Annotated in this window: 19 protein-coding genes and 1 riboswitch; of the genes, 7 read left to right on the plus strand and 12 right to left on the minus strand. The window is 65.1% G+C overall.

Features of this window, described 5'->3' with window-relative positions:
- Positions 1-86: 86 nt before the first annotated feature.
- The 4 genes from fabI to JQ572_RS08185 all read left to right on the plus strand — a co-directional run bounded on the left by fabI (position 87) and on the right by JQ572_RS08185 (position 4,016).
- Positions 87-896, plus strand: a complete 810-nt coding sequence (gene fabI, locus JQ572_RS08170; RefSeq protein ID WP_211382503.1) for an enoyl-ACP reductase FabI — start codon at positions 87-89, stop codon at positions 894-896.
- A 75-nt stretch (positions 897-971) separates the two neighbouring features.
- The gene (locus JQ572_RS08175) at positions 972-1,571 is read left to right on the plus strand and encodes a histidine phosphatase family protein (RefSeq protein WP_211382504.1); all 600 of its coding nucleotides are present in this window, start codon (positions 972-974) and stop codon (positions 1,569-1,571) included.
- An 86-nt stretch (positions 1,572-1,657) separates the two neighbouring features.
- Positions 1,658-2,746: a chorismate synthase gene (gene aroC, locus JQ572_RS08180; protein WP_211382505.1), complete on the plus strand. Its 1,089-nt coding sequence runs from the start codon at positions 1,658-1,660 to the stop codon at positions 2,744-2,746.
- 79 nt (positions 2,747-2,825) lie between these two features.
- Positions 2,826-4,016: an adenylate/guanylate cyclase domain-containing protein gene (locus tag JQ572_RS08185; protein ID WP_211382506.1), complete on the plus strand. Its 1,191-nt coding sequence runs from the start codon at positions 2,826-2,828 to the stop codon at positions 4,014-4,016.
- 45 nt (positions 4,017-4,061) lie between these two features.
- Here the strand turns inward: JQ572_RS08185 and JQ572_RS08190 are convergent, their stop codons facing one another.
- From JQ572_RS08190 to JQ572_RS08215, 6 genes are all read right to left on the minus strand, one after another.
- Complete coding sequence (locus JQ572_RS08190; protein WP_349643094.1) at positions 4,062-5,252, minus strand: sensor histidine kinase; 1,191 nt, start codon at positions 5,250-5,252, stop codon at positions 4,062-4,064.
- Between the two features lie 818 nt (positions 5,253-6,070).
- Positions 6,071-6,376 (minus strand): ATP-dependent Clp protease adapter ClpS, encoded by a 306-nt coding sequence (gene clpS / locus JQ572_RS08195; protein WP_211382507.1) that lies wholly within the window; start codon positions 6,374-6,376, stop codon positions 6,071-6,073.
- Positions 6,377-6,419: 43 nt separating this feature from the next.
- A complete protein-coding gene (locus JQ572_RS08200; protein ID WP_211382508.1) occupies positions 6,420-6,761 on the minus strand; it encodes a DUF190 domain-containing protein in 342 nt (113 codons plus the stop codon).
- A gap of 2 nt (positions 6,762-6,763) precedes the next feature.
- Positions 6,764-7,192, minus strand: a complete 429-nt coding sequence (gene crcB, locus JQ572_RS08205; RefSeq protein ID WP_211382509.1) for a fluoride efflux transporter CrcB — start codon at positions 7,190-7,192, stop codon at positions 6,764-6,766.
- Positions 7,193-7,198: 6 nt separating this feature from the next.
- Positions 7,199-7,588 carry a fluoride efflux transporter CrcB gene (crcB, locus tag JQ572_RS08210; protein ID WP_372703047.1) on the minus strand — a complete coding sequence of 130 codons (390 nt, stop codon included), beginning with the start codon at positions 7,586-7,588 and terminating at the stop codon, positions 7,199-7,201.
- A gap of 16 nt (positions 7,589-7,604) precedes the next feature.
- A complete protein-coding gene (locus JQ572_RS08215; RefSeq protein ID WP_315986378.1) occupies positions 7,605-8,903 on the minus strand; it encodes an MFS transporter in 1,299 nt (432 codons plus the stop codon).
- A 37-nt stretch (positions 8,904-8,940) separates the two neighbouring features.
- A riboswitch (Fluoride riboswitch) is annotated at positions 8,941-9,018 on the minus strand.
- A gap of 305 nt (positions 9,019-9,323) precedes the next feature.
- Here JQ572_RS08215 and JQ572_RS08220 point away from each other — a divergent pair.
- Together JQ572_RS08220 and JQ572_RS08225 are read left to right on the plus strand one after the other, a co-directional pair.
- Positions 9,324-10,208 (plus strand): DUF1194 domain-containing protein, encoded by an 885-nt coding sequence (locus tag JQ572_RS08220; RefSeq protein ID WP_211382510.1) that lies wholly within the window; start codon positions 9,324-9,326, stop codon positions 10,206-10,208.
- 174 nt (positions 10,209-10,382) lie between these two features.
- Positions 10,383-11,018, plus strand: coding sequence for a hypothetical protein (locus JQ572_RS08225; protein ID WP_211382511.1), 636 nt, complete (start codon positions 10,383-10,385; stop codon positions 11,016-11,018).
- Positions 11,019-11,152: 134 nt separating this feature from the next.
- Here JQ572_RS08225 and JQ572_RS08230 read toward each other — a convergent pair whose 3' ends face one another.
- Positions 11,153-12,211, minus strand: a complete 1,059-nt coding sequence (locus JQ572_RS08230) for a class I SAM-dependent methyltransferase (protein WP_211382512.1) — start codon at positions 12,209-12,211, stop codon at positions 11,153-11,155.
- Between the two features lie 257 nt (positions 12,212-12,468).
- Between JQ572_RS08230 and JQ572_RS08235 the strand changes: the two genes are divergently transcribed.
- Positions 12,469-13,068: a hypothetical protein gene (locus JQ572_RS08235; RefSeq protein ID WP_211382513.1), complete on the plus strand. Its 600-nt coding sequence runs from the start codon at positions 12,469-12,471 to the stop codon at positions 13,066-13,068.
- On the opposite strand, the gene JQ572_RS08240 is transcribed toward JQ572_RS08235, so the two are convergent.
- The 5 genes from JQ572_RS08240 to JQ572_RS08260 all read right to left on the minus strand — a co-directional run bounded on the left by JQ572_RS08240 (position 13,065) and on the right by JQ572_RS08260 (position 17,355).
- Positions 13,065-13,808 (minus strand): DUF6064 family protein, encoded by a 744-nt coding sequence (locus JQ572_RS08240; RefSeq protein WP_211382514.1) that lies wholly within the window; start codon positions 13,806-13,808, stop codon positions 13,065-13,067. The two genes, JQ572_RS08235 and JQ572_RS08240, sit on opposite strands and share 4 nt — an antisense overlap.
- Positions 13,809-13,811: 3 nt before the next feature.
- Entirely contained in the window at positions 13,812-14,213 is a 402-nt protein-coding gene (locus JQ572_RS08245; RefSeq protein WP_211382515.1) for a hypothetical protein, read from the minus strand.
- Positions 14,213-15,292, minus strand: coding sequence for an Acg family FMN-binding oxidoreductase (locus tag JQ572_RS08250; RefSeq protein ID WP_211382516.1), 1,080 nt, complete (start codon positions 15,290-15,292; stop codon positions 14,213-14,215). Before JQ572_RS08250 ends, JQ572_RS08245 begins: the two co-directional genes overlap by 1 nt.
- Before the next feature lie 88 nt (positions 15,293-15,380).
- A complete protein-coding gene (locus tag JQ572_RS08255; protein WP_211382517.1) occupies positions 15,381-16,628 on the minus strand; it encodes a class I SAM-dependent RNA methyltransferase in 1,248 nt (415 codons plus the stop codon).
- Positions 16,621-17,355, minus strand: coding sequence for a TlyA family RNA methyltransferase (locus tag JQ572_RS08260; RefSeq protein ID WP_211382518.1), 735 nt, complete (start codon positions 17,353-17,355; stop codon positions 16,621-16,623). Before JQ572_RS08260 ends, JQ572_RS08255 begins: the two co-directional genes overlap by 8 nt.
- Between the last annotated feature and the right edge of the window lie 127 nt (positions 17,356-17,482).

Raw genomic sequence — 17,482 nt, forward strand, 5'->3', positions numbered from 1 at the left:
GCGTTAACGCCGCGTATTAGGACTATACCGCAAGGGAGGGCTGGTGTACCTCCAGACCTTGACCCAGCTCGACGGGACGTTAGGAAATGGCGCAGAATTCGGGACTGATGCAAGGCAAGCGGGGGGTGATCCTCGGCGTTGCCAACAACCGCTCGATCGCCTGGGGCATCGCCAAGGCATGCCACGCGGCCGGCGCCGAGCTCGCCTTCACCTATCAGGGCGACGCGCTGAAGAAGCGCGTCGAGCCGCTCGCCGCCGAGATCGGCGGCCTCGTGCTCGGCCATTGCGATGTGACCGATGCTGCCAGCATCGATGCCGCCTTCGCGGTGCTGCAGGAGAAGTGGGGCAAGATCGATTTCCTGGTGCACGCGATCGCCTATGGCGAGCAGCTCGACGGCCGCTACGTCGACACCACGCAGGAGAATTTTTCCAAATCGATGCTGATCTCCTGCTACTCGTTCACGGCGGTGGCGCAGCGCGCCGAGAAGCTGATGACCGACGGTGGCTCACTGATCACGCTCAGCTATTACGGCGCCGAGAAGTGGATGCCGCATTACAACGTGATGGGCGTCGCCAAGGCGGCGCTGGAGGCCAGCGTGCGCTATCTCGCCGCCGATCTCGGCGAGAAGGACATTCGCGTCAACGCCATCTCGGCCGGGCCGATCAAGACGCTCGCGGCGTCCGGCATTGGCGATTTCCGCTATATCCTGAAGTGGAACGAGGCCAACGCGCCGCTGCGGCGCAACGTGTCGACGGAGGACGTCGGCGGCAGTGCGCTGTACCTCCTCTCCGATCTATCGCGCGGCGTCACCGGCGAGGTGCATCACGTCGATTCCGGCTACCACGTGCTGGGCATGAAGCGCCCGGACGCGCCGGATATCCCGCTTGGTGGATAGAGCATGATCCGGAAAAGTGGGAACCGGATTTCCGATCAGATCATGCTCAAACAACAGAGCTAGCCTTTATCTGGAATGGCCGTGCCCACGATCTATTATCTTCGCCACGGCGAGACCGAGTGGAATGCGCTCGGGAGGCTTCAGGGCACCAAGGACATTCCGCTGAACGCGCGCGGCCGCGGCCAGGCCGTGCAGGCTGGCGGCATTCTCGCCGATCTGTTCAAGCGCAACGGCCGCGACAAGGCGGGGCTTCCCTACGTGTCGAGCCCACTCGGCCGTGCGCGCATGACCATGGAGCTCGCCCGCGGCAAGCTCGAGCTGCCGGTGGCCGGCTACGCGCTCGATGATCGCCTGCGCGAGATCGGCTACGGCACCTGGGAAGGGCTCACTCTGGCCGAGAGCGAGGCCTCCGATCCCGATGTCTACGCCCGGCGCCTCGCCGACAAATGGACAGTGGGTCCCGCGGGCGGGGAGACCTACGCTGATGTGCAGGTCCGCGTCCGCGCCTGGTACGACCAGCTCCGGACCGACACCGTCGCCGTCGCCCATGGCGGCACCTGCCGGGCCCTGATGGTCTCGCTCGGCCTGGAGACGCCGGCGAGCGCCGCCGAGCTCTATATCGAGCAGGGCGCCGTCTACGTGTTTCGCGACGGACGGCTGGAGAAGTATAGTTAAGGCGGGCCGCCGCCGTCCGGAGCGGCGGGTTTGACCCCCGGCCCCCCGCGCGTTACCACACGCCGGAACCGAGCCAGCGAGCAGCGATGTCCTTCAACACCTTCGGTCACATGTTCCGCGTCACCACCTTCGGCGAGAGCCACGGGGTGGCGATCGGCTGCGTGGTCGACGGCTGTCCGCCGATGATCCCGCTGACTGAAGCCGACATCCAGGGCGATCTCGATCGCCGCCGGCCCGGCCAGTCGCGCTTCACCACCCAGCGCCAGGAGCCGGACCAGGTCAAAATCCTGTCCGGCGTGATGGCGCATCCGGAGACAGGCGTGCAGGTGACGACAGGCACGCCGATCGGGCTCCTGATCGAGAACACCGACCAGCGCTCGAAGGACTATTCCGAGATCAAGGACAAGTTTCGCCCGGGTCATGCCGACTTCACCTATGAGGCCAAATACGGCCTGCGCGATTATCGCGGCGGCGGCCGCTCCTCCGCGCGCGAGACCGCGACGCGCGTCGCCGCCGGTGCGATCGCGCGAAAGGTGCTGCCCGATGTAAAGGTACGCGGTGCGCTGGTGCAGATGGGCCCGCACAAGATCGATCGCGACAAATGGGACTGGGACGAGATTGCGAAAAATCCGTTCTTCTGTCCGGACAAGGACAAGGCCGCCTTCTTCGAGACCTATCTCGACGGTATCCGCAAGAGCGGCTCCTCGATCGGCGCGGTGCTCGAGATCGTCGCCGACGGCGTGCCGGCAGGACTGGGCGCGCCGATCTACGCCAAGCTCGACGCCGAGCTTGCATCCGCAATGATGAGCATCAATGCGGTGAAGGGCGTCGAGATCGGTGCCGGCTTCGGCGCGGCCGAGCTCACCGGCGAGGAGAACGCCGACGAGATGCGTACCGGCAATGACGGCACGCGCTTTCTGTCCAACCATGCCGGCGGCGTGCTGGGCGGCATCTCCACCGGGCAGCCGGTGGTGGTGCGCTTCGCGGTGAAGCCGACCTCGTCGATCCTGCAGCCGCGTCTGACGGTGGATCGCAAGGGCGCCGACACCGAGATATTCACCAAAGGCCGCCACGACCCCTGCGTCGGCATCCGCGCCGTTCCCGTCGGCGAAGCCATGATGGCCTGCGTGCTGGCCGATCACTTCCTGCGCGACCGCGGGCAGGTTGGGCGGTAGGGCAGGGCGAGCGGTCGTGTCGCGGTACTAGCCCACCGCGCAGCTTGACGATCCCACAACTTCGTCCGCAAATGCGGACATGCAAAACTCCGAGATCCAGCGCATCACCAACTGGCTGATCGACGGCGCGAGGTCGTCGGGGACACCCTCCGAGATGATCGCCGAGGTCTGCGAGCATCTGGTCGCGGCCGGCCTCCCGCTGTGGCGGTTCGGCATCTTCATCCGCACGCTGCATCCGGAAATCTTCGGCCGCAATTTCGTCTGGCGGGAGGGGCAGAAGGTCGAGATCGGCACCGTCGATTTCGAGATCCTCGAGACGCCTGAATTCGCACGCAGCCCGCTGCGGATCGTGTTCGAGGAGGGACTGGAGGTCCGGGGGCGGATGGACGATCCGGACAGCAAGCGGTTTCCGTTCCTCGACGACATGCGCGCCGAAGGCGTGACCGACTATTTCGCGGTGCCGATGCCCTATCTCGACGGCTCGATCCACGCGACGAGCTGGGTCACGCGGCGTCCCGGCGGTTTCAGCGAAGACGACATCGCGGCGATCCGGACCCTCGTGGCGCCGCTCGCGCGCGTCAGCGAGATCATCAGCCTGCGCCGCACCGCCGAGATGCTGCTCGACACCTATGTCGGCAACCGCGCCGGCGCGCGCATCCTCGGCGGCCAGATCCGCCGCGGCCACAACGACACCATGCAGGCGGCGATCTGGCTCTCCGACCTGCGCGGCTTCACCGCGTTGTCGGACCGGCTGCCGGCCGAGACCGTGGTCGAGATCCTCAACCATTATTTCGACTGCCAGGTCACCGCGATCCGGGGCCATGGCGGCGAGGTGCTGAAATTCATGGGCGACGGCCTGCTCGCGGTGTTCCCGATCGACGAGTATGTCGGCGACGCCGCCCATGTCTGCTCGCGCGTGCTGGAGGCGGCGCGGGAGTCCCGCGCCAGCGTCGAGGCGCTCGCCTATCCCGTCGGCGACGTCGTCGAGCGCTTCCGCTTCGGCGTCGCGCTCCACGTCGGCAACATCCTCTACGGCAATATCGGCGGCGGCAATCGCCTCGATTTCACCTGCATCGGTCCTGCGGTCAATCTCGCGGCAAGGCTGGAGAAGATCGCAGGCCGGACGGGACGGACCGTCGTGGCGTCCGAGGGCTTTGCCAGCGTCTGCAACGGCGGCTGGCGCGAGCTCGGCGAATTCCCGATCGCGGGCTTTTCCAAGGCGCAGCGCGTCTACGGACTGGCGGAGGAAACGCCGGTGGTGATGGCCTGAGGTAGTCCCCGGAAGTCGGCCGCCGCCAAACCGGTCGGCAGAATTTCAGGTGCCACTCGCCATCACCGACCTCAGCGGTACATCCAACTGATAGACAAATCCGGACGCTTCATAGGCGAGGCGCACCTGCCCGTTCAGTTGCTGGCCGAGTGACTCGATCATCCGGGTGCCGTAGCTCCGCCGGGTCGGCGGCGTCACTGCGGGTCCGCCGCTTTCGCTCCACTTCAGCCGCAGCCTCTGCTCGATCTCGTCTACGGTCCATGCGATCTCGACATGGCCGGAGGAATTGGACAGTGCGCCGAATTTCGTCGTGTTGGTGCAGAGCTCGTTGAATGTCATCGCGAGCGCTATCACGGCACCGGATGTGATCCTGAGGTCCGGTCCATTGAAATGGAATCGTCTGCCCCCCTGAACGTCAAAGGGATCGGTGGCGCCGCTCAGGGTATGGGTGAGGCTCGCATTTGCCCAGCTGACCTGGATCAACAGGTCGTGGGCACGCCCCAACGCCAGCAAGCGGCCGTCCATGGCCTTTTGCCCCTGCTCCAGATTGATTGCGGCCCGGAAGCTCTGGGCTGCGATTGCGCTCACCGTCGCAAGCGTATTCTTGATGCGATGATGCAGTTCTCCGAGAATGAGCTTTTGCAGCTTGTCGGCAGCCTCGCGCTCCTGGGCTTCGATGCCCGCTTGAGCGAGCAGCAGCTTGGCGTCGGTGTCGGCCTGTTCCAGCAAGAGGCGGAGATTGTCGTTTTCCGCGACCAGAATCGATTCCTGCGGCGATCGAACCACCTCGAGGTCTTCCCCGGAGGCCGTGGTTGCGCTCGGGACGATCTTCAACGCGCCCGCCCCGATCATTCCCTGCAACTGAGAGATCATTTCTTCGACAGCGAGCGGCTTGCGAAAGAAGCGGCTGTCTGCCGGCGCTTCGGCTTCAGACGGCTTTACCTGGCCGGACACCAGCACGATCTTGATGGCAGGCCAGCGATCGTGCACCGCGTGGGCCAGCTTCAGGCCGTCCATGCTGCCGGGCATTTGGATGTCGCTGAACAGAAGCGAGATGTCCGATCGCGACTCGAGGATCGCGATTGCTTCGTCGGCGTTGACGGCCTCCACGGGGTGGAATCCTGCATCCTCCACGATATCGACCGCGCGCATGCGCAGTATCATCTCGTCTTCGACGACGAGAACGTTCGGCGAGGACGTTGGAATCGTTGACATCTGTGCACCACTTTCCTGCATCGGCCGACAAGCCCGGTCGGCGCCTTGCAATTGTTGGTCTAGCGGCGCGCAGTCACCAAACGAGCGTCATGAACTCTGACATCCGACCCACTTCTGCGCAGGCACGATGCTTTGAAGTCCGGCCAGACTTGGCCGGAGCAATTCCGGACAACAGGATGGATTGCGAGCCGATCCGCTTTTGCCAGAGCGACTGTCTCGCGCGCCTTCACTTCGGGAGCAAAGCCGGGCAACACAATCACGGACGCTCCGAGGAGGAAGAACATCGCGAACGCGATAAGAGATTTCATCATTCGGGGGCCGCTTTGGCTGTTGTCTGCCCCCGCTTCGTTTGGGGAGTGCTGCTACAACGGCCAAACCGAAATATCGTTCATTATATGCAACTTATATTCGAGGTCGCATCTGTCGGCGGATGCCGACCGTGGCCGGTGGTCGCTCGACATGAAGAGACCGCCGTCCAGGGTTGGCTTTGCCGCTACCTTGGCACTTTCGGGCGAGGCGGGCTGATCCAGTTATGAATGTGCGAGGCGGTTTCGCTCAACTGCGCTGCCTTGAGAAGCGCTTCGCGCTGGGCTCCGGGTGGCGCGATCTCTGCGCGGCGGCGGGCTTCGTCTGCCAATTGGGCAAGACGATCGCTGAGCGGGATGCTTGTCTTGGTGGTGTTTCGCACGGGAGCTCCGCATGTGGGCGGGAGCGCGAGAATCTCTCAGTCACCGTTGGAGGCCGGGATGAGCCGGTGATGGCTCACCATGCGCTTCCTGGCGGCCAATAGATACCTTATTCGGCGGGCAAATCGGGCTGGAAACGAAAGACGGCGCGCCTCATTCCTCCGGCTCCGTCGTGAACAACAGCGGATAGCCCTTGGCCCGGCCGGCGTCGGTGGCGCGGGTCGCCTTGGTCTCGGCGACGTCCCTGGTGAACACGGCGACCACGCAGGCGCCCAGCTTGTGCGCGGTGATCATGACCTTGTAGGCCTGATCCTCGGTCATGCGGAATTCGGCCTTCAGGATCATGGTGACGAATTCACGCGGCGTGAAATCGTCGTTGATCAGGATGACCTTGTGCAGCTTCGGCCGCTCGACCTTGGTCTTGGTCTTGGTTTTCGGCTTGGTGACGGTGTCGTTCATTCCGCCTCCTGGACACGGCGGGCTGGGGGTTCGGCCGGAGCGCTCAGCCTCCGGCCTTCTCACCATATTGCAGGACCTGCACCTTCTCCAAGGTGATCAGCCCGCTCGACATCATGCCGTCCAGGATGGGCAGGAATGCGTTGATGTTGTCCTCACTGTCGACGATCTCGATCAGCAGCGGCAGGTCTTCTGACAGCCGCAGGATCTTCGATGTGTGCAGCCGGCTCGACTTGCCAAACCCCATCGGTCCGCGCAGCACGGTGGCGCCTGCCAGATGCCGCTCGCGTGCCGTCATCACGATGGCTTCATAGAGCGGCTTGCCGTCGAAATGGTCGCTCTCGCCGATGAAGATCCGGAGCGAGACAGCCTGATTGGGGATTTGCATGGTCAGCTCCTTTTCAAGCGGTTGTAGCGGCTTGCCATCATATGGCCTGCCCACACCGATACCAGCCAGCAGACGACCGACGCCGCGATATAGGCCAGCGCCGTGTATTTCAGGCCGCCATGGAGCAGGCGGAAGGTCTCCAGGCTGAAGGTCGAGAAGGTGGTGTAGCCGCCGCAGAAGCCGGTCATCACGAACTGCCGGTGCCCGGGACTTGCCAGCACACGGCCGTCGGGACCGGTCAGCGCCGCATAGAAGCCGATGATCAGCGATCCAGTGGCGTTGATGAAGAGCGTCGCGAAGGGAAAGCCCGGACCGGTATCGAGCGCGAGCCCGACCAGATAGCGCGTCAGCCCGCCGGCGATGCTGCCGGCTGCAACCCAGGCATAGAGCGTCGCGCTGTGCCAGCGCTCGGCGGAGGAGGGAGCGTTCATCTGCGTCTATCCTCCAAGGCTGTCAGCAAGGAGGAAACCGCAGCTCACAGCGGCAAGACACAGTCCGACCGAGAACACGATATTGCCGAGCGCATGCATCGGCTCGCCGTTGCGCGCCAGGGTGAGCGTCTGCAGGCTGAATGAGGACACCGTGGTGTAGCAGCCGAGGAAGCCGGTGACCGCGAACAGCCAGGGATCGGGCGCGGCGAACACCGACCCGGGGTGGGTCGCCAGCGCGCCAAAAATGCCGATCAGGAAGGCGCCGGTGACGTTGATGGTCATGGTTCCCCAAGGAAAGGTCTCGCCCATCCGCCGCGCGATCGCGCCGGAGACGAAATAGCGCGCACAGCCGCCAAGGACGCTGCCGATCGCGATCGCAATCACTCCGCTCAGCACGACGAACAGTCCTCCGTCATCTCATTTGCTCCGCTGCGAGCCCGTTGCCGACGGCGAAGAGTCCCACGAGCGCGACCAGTGCGAAGCCGAGCCCGGCCAGGAACGTTGCGGCCGGACCATAGGCATCCCACAGCGCGCCGGCGATCACGCTTGCGGCCAGCAAGGCAAGGCCGGTGAACAGGTTGAAATAGCCGAACGCGGTGCCGCGCAAGCTCGGCGGTGCTGCGTCGGCGACGAGGGCCGAGAGCAGGCCTTGCGTCAATCCCATATGCAGCCCCCACAATACGACGCCGAGCGCGAGGCCCGCGAGATTGGGCAGCAGCGCAAGCGCAAGATCGGCGCCGGCGAGGAGGACAAGGCCGAGCGCGAGCAGGCCGGTGCGGTTGATCCGGTCCGAGAGCACGCCGGCCGGATAGGCCGACAGCGCGTAGACGACGTTCATCAGCACCAACACGGCCGGCACCCACATCGCGTTGAGCCCGATGTTCTGCGCGCGCAGGATCAGAAAGGCCTCGCTGAAGCGCGCCAGCGTGAAGACGATTCCAACCGCGACGACACGCCAGTACACCGATCCGAGTTGCCGCATCGCGACGGCGTTCAGCGGATTGCTCGACGGCTCCCGGCGCGGGTCCGGATCCGGCTCGCTCACCGCAAATGTGACCAGTCCGAACGACAGGAACGCTGGCAGCACTGCCACCCAGAACACGATCGTAAAATTGTCCGCCGTCCACCACATCAGGCCGATCGCCACGAGCGGACCGACGAACGCGCCGATGGTGTCGAGCGACTGTCGCAGCCCGAAGCTCGCGCCGCGCAGGCCGATGGGTGCGATATCGGCGATCAGCGCATCGCGCGGGGCGCCGCGAATGCCCTTGCCGACGCGGTCGATGAAGCGGGCGGCAATCAGCCATCCGACGCTTGGAGCAAGCGGAAACAACGGTTTTGTCAGCGCGGCCAGCCCGTAGCCGAGCGCGGCGAGCAGCTTGCGCCGGCCGAGCCAGTCCGACAGCGCGCCGGAGAAGATCTTCGTGATCGAGGCGGTCGCCTCGGCAATGCCCTCGATGAAGCCGACGGTGAGCGTGGAGGCGCCGAGCACGGTGACCAGATAGACCGGCAGCAGCGCATGGATCATCTCGGAGGAGATATCCATCAGCATCGAGACGAAGCCGAGCACCCAGATCCCTCTGGGCAGCCCCGCACGCGCAGCATTCGGTGTCGTCGTCACGCCTTGGACTTCTCCTTGACCTTCACGTCCTGACCCTCTCCTGGCCTTCTTCCAGGCAACAAAAAACCCGCCATTGGCGGGTTCGTCCATGCTCCCGCCGAAGGCAGAGGCCCAAAAGATTGCCTCTCCTCAAGCAGGAGTCATCAGCCCATTACAGCCGGAGGCCGCCGGGCGGTTGTCGGGGGACTCCATCCCCATCTGTGCGGCCAGCCTAGCATGGAAATCGCGCCGGACAAGTGGGCGGGACGCTCTGTCCCAATGGCTCGTCATTCCGGGAGCGCCACTCGAGCCGCGGCACGGCGGGGCCGGACGGGCGCGTGTGTTCCAGCGGCGCAAGCGCGGCAACATGACGGCAGCTTTGCGTAAAGCGCGCCAGTCCCGACTCGCAAATCCTGTCTCGCAAGATTCTCAGCCCGCAAAGCTTAACTGGAATGTGAAGCGCAAGCGATCTTCGCACTTTGCGGCAAGGAGATTGCATGTCACCATCGCGTCATACGACGGGAGGCTGCGATGCGCTTGCTGTTCTCGATCGGGGCTGTGCTGTTGACCGGCATGTTCGCCGGAGGGGATGTTGCGGGCATCGCGGCACCAGGACCCAGGTTTGGTTCGCCTGGATCCGAGCCGCCCAAGATTCATCCGCGACGGCTGGCGGCCGACCGGGACGCGCAGACGGTCGATGTCGAACTGATCCTCGCGGTCGACGTGTCCTACTCGATGGACATGGATGAGCTCGCGATCCAGCGCGAAGGCTATGCGCAGGCGATCCAGTCGAAGGAATTCCTGCAGGCGCTGAAGCTGGGTCCGAACGGCCGGATCGCCGTGACCTATTTCGAGTGGGCCGCTTCGACCGACCAGAAGATCATCATTCCCTGGCGGCTGATCGACGGGCCCGAGACGGCGGACGCCGTCGCCGCCGAAATCATGAAGACGCCGATCCGGCGCGCCTCGCGCACCTCGATCTCCGGCGCGATCAATTTCGCGATGCCGCTGTTCGATGAGGACCCCTATCGCGGCCTGCGCCGCGTGATCGATATTTCCGGCGATGGTCCCAACAACAATGGCGGCCCGGTCACGGTGGCGCGCGACGCCGCGATCGAGAAGGGCATCGTCATCAACGGCCTGCCGATCATGGTCAAGGAGCCGTCCTATTCGACCATGGATATCGACAATCTCGACTACTACTACGAGGATTGCGTCACCGGCGGCCCCGGTTCCTTCGTGATCACGATCAAAGATCGCGACAAGTTCAAGGAAGCAATCCGCACCAAGCTGCTGATGGAGGTCGCCGGCCGCACGCCGGAGCGCCCCGTGATGCACGTTGCGGAGAAGGAAAAGGAGCCGCGCGTGAGCTGCATGATCGGCGAGAAGATCTGGTCGGACCGCTGGGGGCGCTGAACGCCCACCTCCAATGAGACCTTTTGCCCGATCCCGCCCCGTAAGATCTTAACTGCGCGTTAACTGTCGCGTGGCCCTAATCGGTTGTTTCCAATTGTTTCCGGATAATGTTCTGACGTCGCTGTCGGCGCGCGAACGAAGCGGGCCCGTCAGACCAATCCGCCGAGCAACCCGATGGCCATCGTCACCTCGAGCACCAGCCAGATCGCTCCCGCCAACGAGCGGCTGTATCACCAGAGCTCCCTGCTCGGTGACTGGAAGGGCAATTGGGTTGGCAATAATCAGCCCGTCGGCTTCAAGGTCGTGAACATCCGCGGTAACCGGGCGCAGGTCGAGTATACCCACAACGGACACACCGAGCGCGGCTTTGCCCAGGTCAGCGGCACGCTCATCACCTTTGGCGGGGTCACGGTCGGCACCAAGGACGGCAAGAACATGGTGCTCCTGTTCTCCTTCGGGGGCGCCGGCAAGCAGACCGCCAATCTCGAGAAGCAGGCGCCGCCGGCCTCCGACAGCCGCCTGATGGGAAGCTGGGGCGGCTATTCCAGCGACAACGGCAAGAGCGCGAGCTTCAAGGTGCTCTCCGTCGATGGCAAAGAAGCGCAGGTCAGCGTCACCACCGACGGCATCACCCGTCAGGGCACCGGATACGTCTACAAGAACGTCATCATGTTCGGCCAGACGCAGATCGCGACCGACGACGGACAGAACGGCAAGATCATCTACCAGGTCGGCAGCAAGTCCTTCATGGTGCCGGTGACGAAATATCCGCCGGCGGATTCGTCGTCTTCGGTGGACAAGACGGCGTAGGGGCCTCACGGCCGTCGCTGCGGTATGAGGTCAGCGCCGCCGCACACCGTCGTTGCGAGCGCAGCGAAGCATTCCAGAATCTTTCCGGCATTGGCATGGCCGTCTACCGCAGGCTCGCGCCGGCATGAGGAAGATCAGATCCGTGCCTCCAGGATCAGGTTGAAAGGCGTTTCGGCGGCGCGGCGGAAACGCGTCAGGCCGCCCTCGCGCGCGACCTTGCGCAGCCTTGCTTCGCCGGCTTGTGCGCCCAGCGCGAGGCCGACCTCCTGGTCGAGCGAGGCCGGCGTGCAGATCATGGTCGACGCCGCATAGTAGACGCGGCCGACCGGACTGAGATTGTCTTCGAGGCGGTCGCCCGCGAACGGCTCGACCAGCATGCAGGTGCCGTCCTTGGCCATGGCTTCGCGCACGTGGCTGATGGCGCCGACCGGATCGCCCATGTCGTGCAGGCAATCGAAGAAGCAGACGAGATCGTAGCCTTCGGCCGGATAGGTCTTGGCCGAGTGAACAGCGAAGCTGACCCGGTCGCCCAGCTTTGCTTCAGTGGCCGCCTTTCGCGCGGCCTCGATCGAGCCCTCGTGATAGTCGAAGCCGTAGAAGCGGGAGTTCGGGAAGGCTTCCGCCATCAGCCGAGTCGAGACGCCGTGCCCGCAGCCGACGTCGGCGACCTTGGCGCCGCGCTTCAGCTTGTCCACGACGCCGTCGAGCGCGGGCAGCCAGGCCTGTACCAGGTTATGCATGTAGCCGGTGCGGAAGAAGCGGGCGGTGCCGCAGAACAGGCACTCGCTGCGGCGATTCCAGCCGACGCCCTTGCCGCTCTTGAATGCGTCCGTAATCTTCGGCTCGTCGAGAAACGCCGCGGCAATGACATTGCCGACCGCGCCGAGAAACACCGGGCTGTTCTCGTCGGCAAGCGCCATCGCCTGCTCCGGGAGCATCGAGAACTTGCCGGAAGCGGAGTCGTACTCCACGTAACCGGAAGCCGCCTGGCTCGCCAGCCATTCGCGGACGTAGCGTTCGTTCGTTCCGGTGGCGCTCGCCAGCTCGGCGGAATTCATAGGTCCCTTGCCGGCGAGGGCGCGGTAGAGGCCGAGCTTGTCGCCCAGCAGGAGCAGCGATGCGTTCATCGCCGCCCCGACCTCGGTGATCATCTTGCCCATAAAGGCATTCAACCTGTCGGAATTGACCTCCATGACAGCCTCCGTGCAATGTCGGGCATTTTCAAAGGTCTTGCGCAACTGCGCGTTGCAGGACGTCTTCAAGCCGTCGCGGTCAAAGCGACGGTCTGGGCTTGCGCGTCCTGTAAATGGGTCAATCCGGAACGAGGGAGGTTCAATGCGTCAGGAAGAGGTGAATCCTGGAACCCCATGGCGCGATCGGCGGCGTCGCATCGCTGGCATTTGCGCGATCCGGCGCGTATAATTTGCGGGCTTTCCAGACGGTTACCCGAATGCCCGGCCTTGCACGTTCCTGCACTCTTGTCGCTCTCTTGGCGGTGCTTTGCCTCAGCGCAGCTCCGGTACGAGCACAAGTGGCGCCTCTGCAATATTGGATCCCGGGCGGACCATTCGGCTTTGGCGGCAGTGTTGTCCAGAGCGCCGACGGCTATGGCAACTTTCCAAGCTTCAATGCCGGCGAGGCTGGCGGCTACGATTTTCGCCCGGGCTTCTTTGTCGGAAGCCAGCGCGGCACCCTTGGTTTGAGCGGCCTCAGCCAGAGCGCGCCCGCCGGCAATTTCAGCGCGCTCTCCTATGACAGCACGCAGTTCGGTTACAACACCAAGACCGCGGGCGGCATGCCCGTCACCTTCTTTGCCGGTTTCGACACGCTGAAATACGGCAACGGGATTGGCAGTTCGCTTGCGCCGCTCACCTCCGGCACCGCACCGGGCTATGGCGGGTTTGCCGGTGTCGAATTCAAGCCGACCTCCAACCTCAGCCTGTCGTTCGGGGCCGGGTTCGCCCAGCAGCAGTCGGGACGCATGGACAGCGACATCAACTCGTCGATGCTGCCCGGCGAGTCGCCGGCGTTGGGCGGACTTCGCCGCTAGCTATCGGCTGAACCGCGCCACCAGTTCCTCAAGGGGCGGTTATGTCGCGCGGCGGTCGGATGGCGTCTGGAGCATGCCCCCGGAAAGTGTGTCGCCTGGGCGGACCGTCCCGTCGCGCGATCGATCAAAATCAGAGCCACTGTCATTACGCCGCTGGCAAGGAGCAGCCAATCCTGCGGCACGCGCAGAAGTATTGCCGCGCTGCCGCCGATCAGCGACCAGATCACGGGGATTATAAGCAGGCCGGCAGGAAGGGTCCCGCGCGTGAGCAGCAGCATGCCGAATGTGAAGATCGTGACCGGGCACGGCGTCACTCCGAACATGGGCAGTTCGGGCCAGGAATGTCCTGTGATCAGGCCGATCAGTGGATACAGCAGCGCAGAATAGGTCACGAAGAATAGTCCGATCCAGCCAGCCAGATGGCAGCGAAAGCGGAACATGACACGGTGCTGCACCAGTCCTGCATGGATCAGCGCAGCCGCCTGAAGCACAAAGAGCGCGCCAAACAAAATGGCCGCCTTGTTGATCGTTGCGAAGAACACCAGGTGATAAGCCACGCCGGTCCAAGCCCACATGACGGCAAGGATCGCTGCGATGACACGATCCGACCAGCGGTTGGGCGCAACGAGCAGGACCAGCGCCGTGCCGCCAAGCAGATAGGCCAGCACCTGTGCCGGCCAGATCGCCTGGTTGTAGCTAGCGAAAATTGCGAGGAATTGGTATTCGGTGAACGGCAACATGGGCTAGCCGGGATTCCGGTGCGCCAGCTCCGGCATGATCGCGAACAGGAGCAGCAGCGACGCATAGATCGCGTCTTCGGCCGTCACGAAGCGAGCGATCTGTTCGCGCAGGCCGATTCCGCGAAGCGCCACACCGACGACGACGTCCGCGATCTGCTGCATGGCAAGCGCGGTCGCTCCGACGCCGAGCAGGGCGCGTGTCCGGGGCTCGAGCCGCACCGCACGCGGCGCCATCCGTGCGGCGACGAGGATGGCGGCCAGCAGGAACGGTGTCTCGCATAGCACGGCTCCGAGTGAGCCGATGCGCGGCTCCAGCAAGAACACGCGGATTGGCCCCAGCAGAAATCCCGCGCCGAAGACGATCAGAAAATAAAGGCCGGCAGCCGCCATGATCCGCAACGTCATCAGCGCATCACCTGCTCCGGGGCGCGCCGGAGCGATTTCGGCAGATCCGGCCCGGCTCCGAAGCGCATGATGACATCGGGACGCCGATCGCCGAGGCCGAGCGAGGTCGCGAATTGCGGCCTGAGCGCCGCCACCTCGACCGGCTGGTTGAGGAAGGAATATTTGAGCCCGAGCGCGGTCGCCTGCAGGCCGAACCGCTGACAGGCACGGCCGACCGCAATCCAGTGCGGCGGGTCGCCGCGATCGGCGGCAAGCACGACGACGCCCGCCGAGCTGTCGAGCTCGGCGCGGTATTTCCCGTTCTCGCCGCTTTCGGTGAAGAAGAACCTCAGCAGCGGGCGCGCGATCCATGCCGGCAGGGACGGATTTCCCGAGGCCCGCGAGAACAACCCGTCCATGGTTGCGACCGCATCCGTCTCGTTGAAGCGCATCCAGCTCACGAGCTCGCGCATGAAGGCCTCGTCGCGCATTTGCGCGGAGTTGCCTGCGAGCACATAGTCGGCGACGTTCGCGATCGCGGCGCGTTCGGTCAGCAGGATCGCCGAGACATTCGGCTCGCGACAGGCATTCTCGAGCTGGCGCAACGCGTCGGGCCCGGCCGCGCGGCCGTCGAAGGTTGCGCGGGTGCATTGCCTGAGCGGAATCGCGTCCGCGAGCGCCGATGCGGCAGGCGGGGCCTGTTCGAGTGCGATCACGATCCGGTCGCCGTCGACGATCGGGTTTGCGCGCCAGCCCAGCGTCGATGCCGCGAGGACGAGGTTCTCCACGGCGCAGCCGAGGCTGACGAAAAGGTGGTGATCGTCCGGATCGACCGCCGGACAGCGGCGCGCGAAGTCGGGCGCAATCACGATGTCATTGCCGCCTGCAGAGAAGATCCAGGGCTGGGTGTTGTGGCTGTTGGCGGCGAGTGTCGCAAAGCGTACGAGCTCGCGATCTCTCGGCGTCGCGCGCAGCGGCGCCCGCGACGCTTGCACGGCCTCCTTGTAGCTCATTGTCGTCGCTGCCGCGGGCCGGCCGGTGAGTGCCGCTGTCGAAAGCCCGAGCGCGGCCGCCATGAGTTGTCGCCGGTCAATCGTCATCATCCGCTCCGCGGCAATTCCGCACGACGCTTCTAGCGCCGCCGCAGACCCGGAGGGTTGACCGACGTCAAGGTCCGGAGTGCCTCGGCTAGCGCGTAAACCGCGCCACCAGCTCGACATGCGGCGTGTGCCGGAACTGGTCGACCGGCACGACGGTGTCGATCCTGTAGCCGCCATCGATCAAGAGCCGCGCATCGCGGGCGAAGGTTGCGACGTTGCAGGAGACCGCGATCACCACAGGAACCTTGCTCGCGGCGAGTTTCAGCGCCTGCGCCTGGGCGCCCTGGCGCGGCGGATCGAACACCACGGCGTCGAAGTCGCGCAGCTCCGGCGGCACCAGGGGGCGGCGGAACAGATCGCGCGGCTCGCATTTGATCGGCTTGAGGCCGGGCGTGCGCGCGGCCTTCGCCAGCGCTGCGATGGCGGCGGCGTCGTTGTCATAGGCGGTGACGCGGGCTTTCTCGGCGAGCCGGAGCGCAAACGGGCCGGCGCCGCAGAAGAGGTCCAGCACCTTCTTGGCCTTGCCGATGCGTTCGGCGACGAGCGTGGCAAGCGTCTCTTCGCCGGCAACGGTCGCCTGCAGGAACGAGCCCGGCGGCAGCGTCACCTCCGCCCGGCCCATCCTGACCGTCGGCGGCAGGCGTTGCAGCACCAGCTCGCCATGCCGCGTCAGCCGCGCCAGGCGATGCTGCTCGGCGACGCGCGACAGTGCCGTGACCAGCGGCGTCGGCAGCGGACCGGAGCCGCGTACGTCGATGTCGAGGCCGTTGATGGTGGCGGTGACCTGGATGTCCAGCGGCTTGGTCACCGACATTTTGGACGACAGCAGCTCGGCGAGCGCCCAGGCGGCATCGAGCACGCCGTCGAGCCCGGGATCGAGGATCGGGCAGCGATGAATCGGGATGACGTCGTGCGAACTCGCCGCCGAGAAACCGACCTTGAGCACGTCGTGCGAGCCGAAGCGGCCGTGCAGCGTGACGCGCCTGCGCCCCGTACCATGGGCGTCCACCAGCGGCGCCACCTCGCAGTCGATGCCGGCCTGGGCCAGCGTCTCGACCACGATGCCGCGCTTCCAGGCCTGGTACGGTTCGGTTGCCCAGTGCTGGATCGCGCAGCCGCCACAAACGCCAAAATGCGGACAGAACGGTGCGATGCGTTCGGGGCTGGCGACGTCTACCGCGAGCAGCTTGCGGCGGTCGGGATGGTTGCCCGGGACGTGGTCGACCTCGACGGTCTCGCCGCCGAGCGTGTAGGGCACGTAGACCGCATCGCCCGCCCTGAGCGAGACGCCGTCGCCGCGATGGCCGACGTGGTCGATCCTGACACGCTCAACCACGGCGCGCGCCCAGGAAGAATTCGATATTGCCGTCGCCGCCGGTGATCAGCGACGGGAACACCTCGATATCGGTGCAGCCGAGCGAGGTTGCAAAGGCGGCGATGTCGTCGCAGATCTGCTGGTGCACGGCGGCGTCGCGAATGATGCCCTTCTTGTTGTGCTTTCGGTCCGCCTCGAATTGCGGCTTGATCAGCGCCAGCAGGCTCATCGGCGCGGCCGCCAGCGACAGTGCCACGGGCAGCACCGCCTTGAGCGAGATGAAGCTGACGTCGATGACGACGACGTCGGGTCGCGCCTGGAGGCGCTTGCCGTCATAGGCCCGGATGTCGGTTTCTTCCATCGACACGATCTTGGGATGGTCGCGCAACGACGGATGCAACTGGCTGGTGCCGACATCGATGGCGAATACCAGGCTCGCGCCGTTCGCGAGCAGCACCTCGGTGAAGCCGCCGGTGGAGGCGCCGACGTCGAGGCAGACATGGTCCTCGATTTCGATCGGATAGCGCTCCAGTGCGCCGGCGAGCTTGACGCCGCCGCGGGAGACATAGGGGTGCGCAGGCTCGGCCTGGATCACGGCGTCCTCGGCGATGGTCTCCGACGGTTTTGCGACCTGCTTGTCATCGGCCGTGACGAGCCCGGCCTCGATCGCCGCGCGCGCCCGCGCCCGGCTCTCGAACAGGCCGCGCTCGACCAGCAGAACATCGGCGCGCTTGCGGGCAGGGGACATCGGTTCTCCGGAGGATCAAGTCGCGCACGCGGCGAGATCGTGTCGGACGTCGGCCGATCTCGGTCGCACCCGGCCGGAACACATTGGCGCCCGCCAGCCGGATTGTCGGGAGAGCGATCCGCCGACC

Source organism: Bradyrhizobium sp. SZCCT0153 (genome assembly GCF_018129995.1).
Classification (GTDB): Bacteria; Pseudomonadota; Alphaproteobacteria; order Rhizobiales; family Xanthobacteraceae; genus Bradyrhizobium; species Bradyrhizobium japonicum_G.

Excerpts from the sequence above, each read along its gene's own strand:
- aroC (WP_211382505.1), top strand. The coding sequence starts at position 1,658 with ATGTCCTTCAACACCTTCGGTCACATGTTCCGCGTCACCACCTTCGGC.
- JQ572_RS08185 (WP_211382506.1), top strand. The coding sequence starts at position 2,826 with ATGCAAAACTCCGAGATCCAGCGCATCACCAACTGGCTGATCGACGGC.
- JQ572_RS08260 (WP_211382518.1), bottom strand. The coding sequence starts at position 17,355 with ATGTCCCCTGCCCGCAAGCGCGCCGATGTTCTGCTGGTCGAGCGCGGC.
- clpS (WP_211382507.1), bottom strand. The coding sequence starts at position 6,376 with ATGAACGACACCGTCACCAAGCCGAAAACCAAGACCAAGACCAAGGTC.
- JQ572_RS08175 (WP_211382504.1), top strand. The coding sequence starts at position 972 with ATGGCCGTGCCCACGATCTATTATCTTCGCCACGGCGAGACCGAGTGG.
- JQ572_RS08250 (WP_211382516.1), bottom strand. The coding sequence starts at position 15,292 with ATGACGATTGACCGGCGACAACTCATGGCGGCCGCGCTCGGGCTTTCG.
- fabI (WP_211382503.1), top strand. The coding sequence starts at position 87 with ATGGCGCAGAATTCGGGACTGATGCAAGGCAAGCGGGGGGTGATCCTC.
- JQ572_RS08220 (WP_211382510.1), top strand. The coding sequence starts at position 9,324 with ATGCGCTTGCTGTTCTCGATCGGGGCTGTGCTGTTGACCGGCATGTTC.
- JQ572_RS08240 (WP_211382514.1), bottom strand. The coding sequence starts at position 13,808 with ATGTTGCCGTTCACCGAATACCAATTCCTCGCAATTTTCGCTAGCTAC.
- JQ572_RS08230 (WP_211382512.1), bottom strand. The coding sequence starts at position 12,211 with ATGGAGGTCAATTCCGACAGGTTGAATGCCTTTATGGGCAAGATGATC.
- JQ572_RS08245 (WP_211382515.1), bottom strand. The coding sequence starts at position 14,213 with ATGACGTTGCGGATCATGGCGGCTGCCGGCCTTTATTTTCTGATCGTC.
- JQ572_RS08200 (WP_211382508.1), bottom strand. The coding sequence starts at position 6,761 with ATGCAAATCCCCAATCAGGCTGTCTCGCTCCGGATCTTCATCGGCGAG.
- crcB (WP_211382509.1), bottom strand. The coding sequence starts at position 7,192 with ATGAACGCTCCCTCCTCCGCCGAGCGCTGGCACAGCGCGACGCTCTAT.
- JQ572_RS08225 (WP_211382511.1), top strand. The coding sequence starts at position 10,383 with ATGGCCATCGTCACCTCGAGCACCAGCCAGATCGCTCCCGCCAACGAG.
- JQ572_RS08215 (WP_315986378.1), bottom strand. The coding sequence starts at position 8,903 with ATGGACGAACCCGCCAATGGCGGGTTTTTTGTTGCCTGGAAGAAGGCC.
- JQ572_RS08190 (WP_349643094.1), bottom strand. The coding sequence starts at position 5,252 with ATGCAGGAAAGTGGTGCACAGATGTCAACGATTCCAACGTCCTCGCCG.
- JQ572_RS08235 (WP_211382513.1), top strand. The coding sequence starts at position 12,469 with ATGCCCGGCCTTGCACGTTCCTGCACTCTTGTCGCTCTCTTGGCGGTG.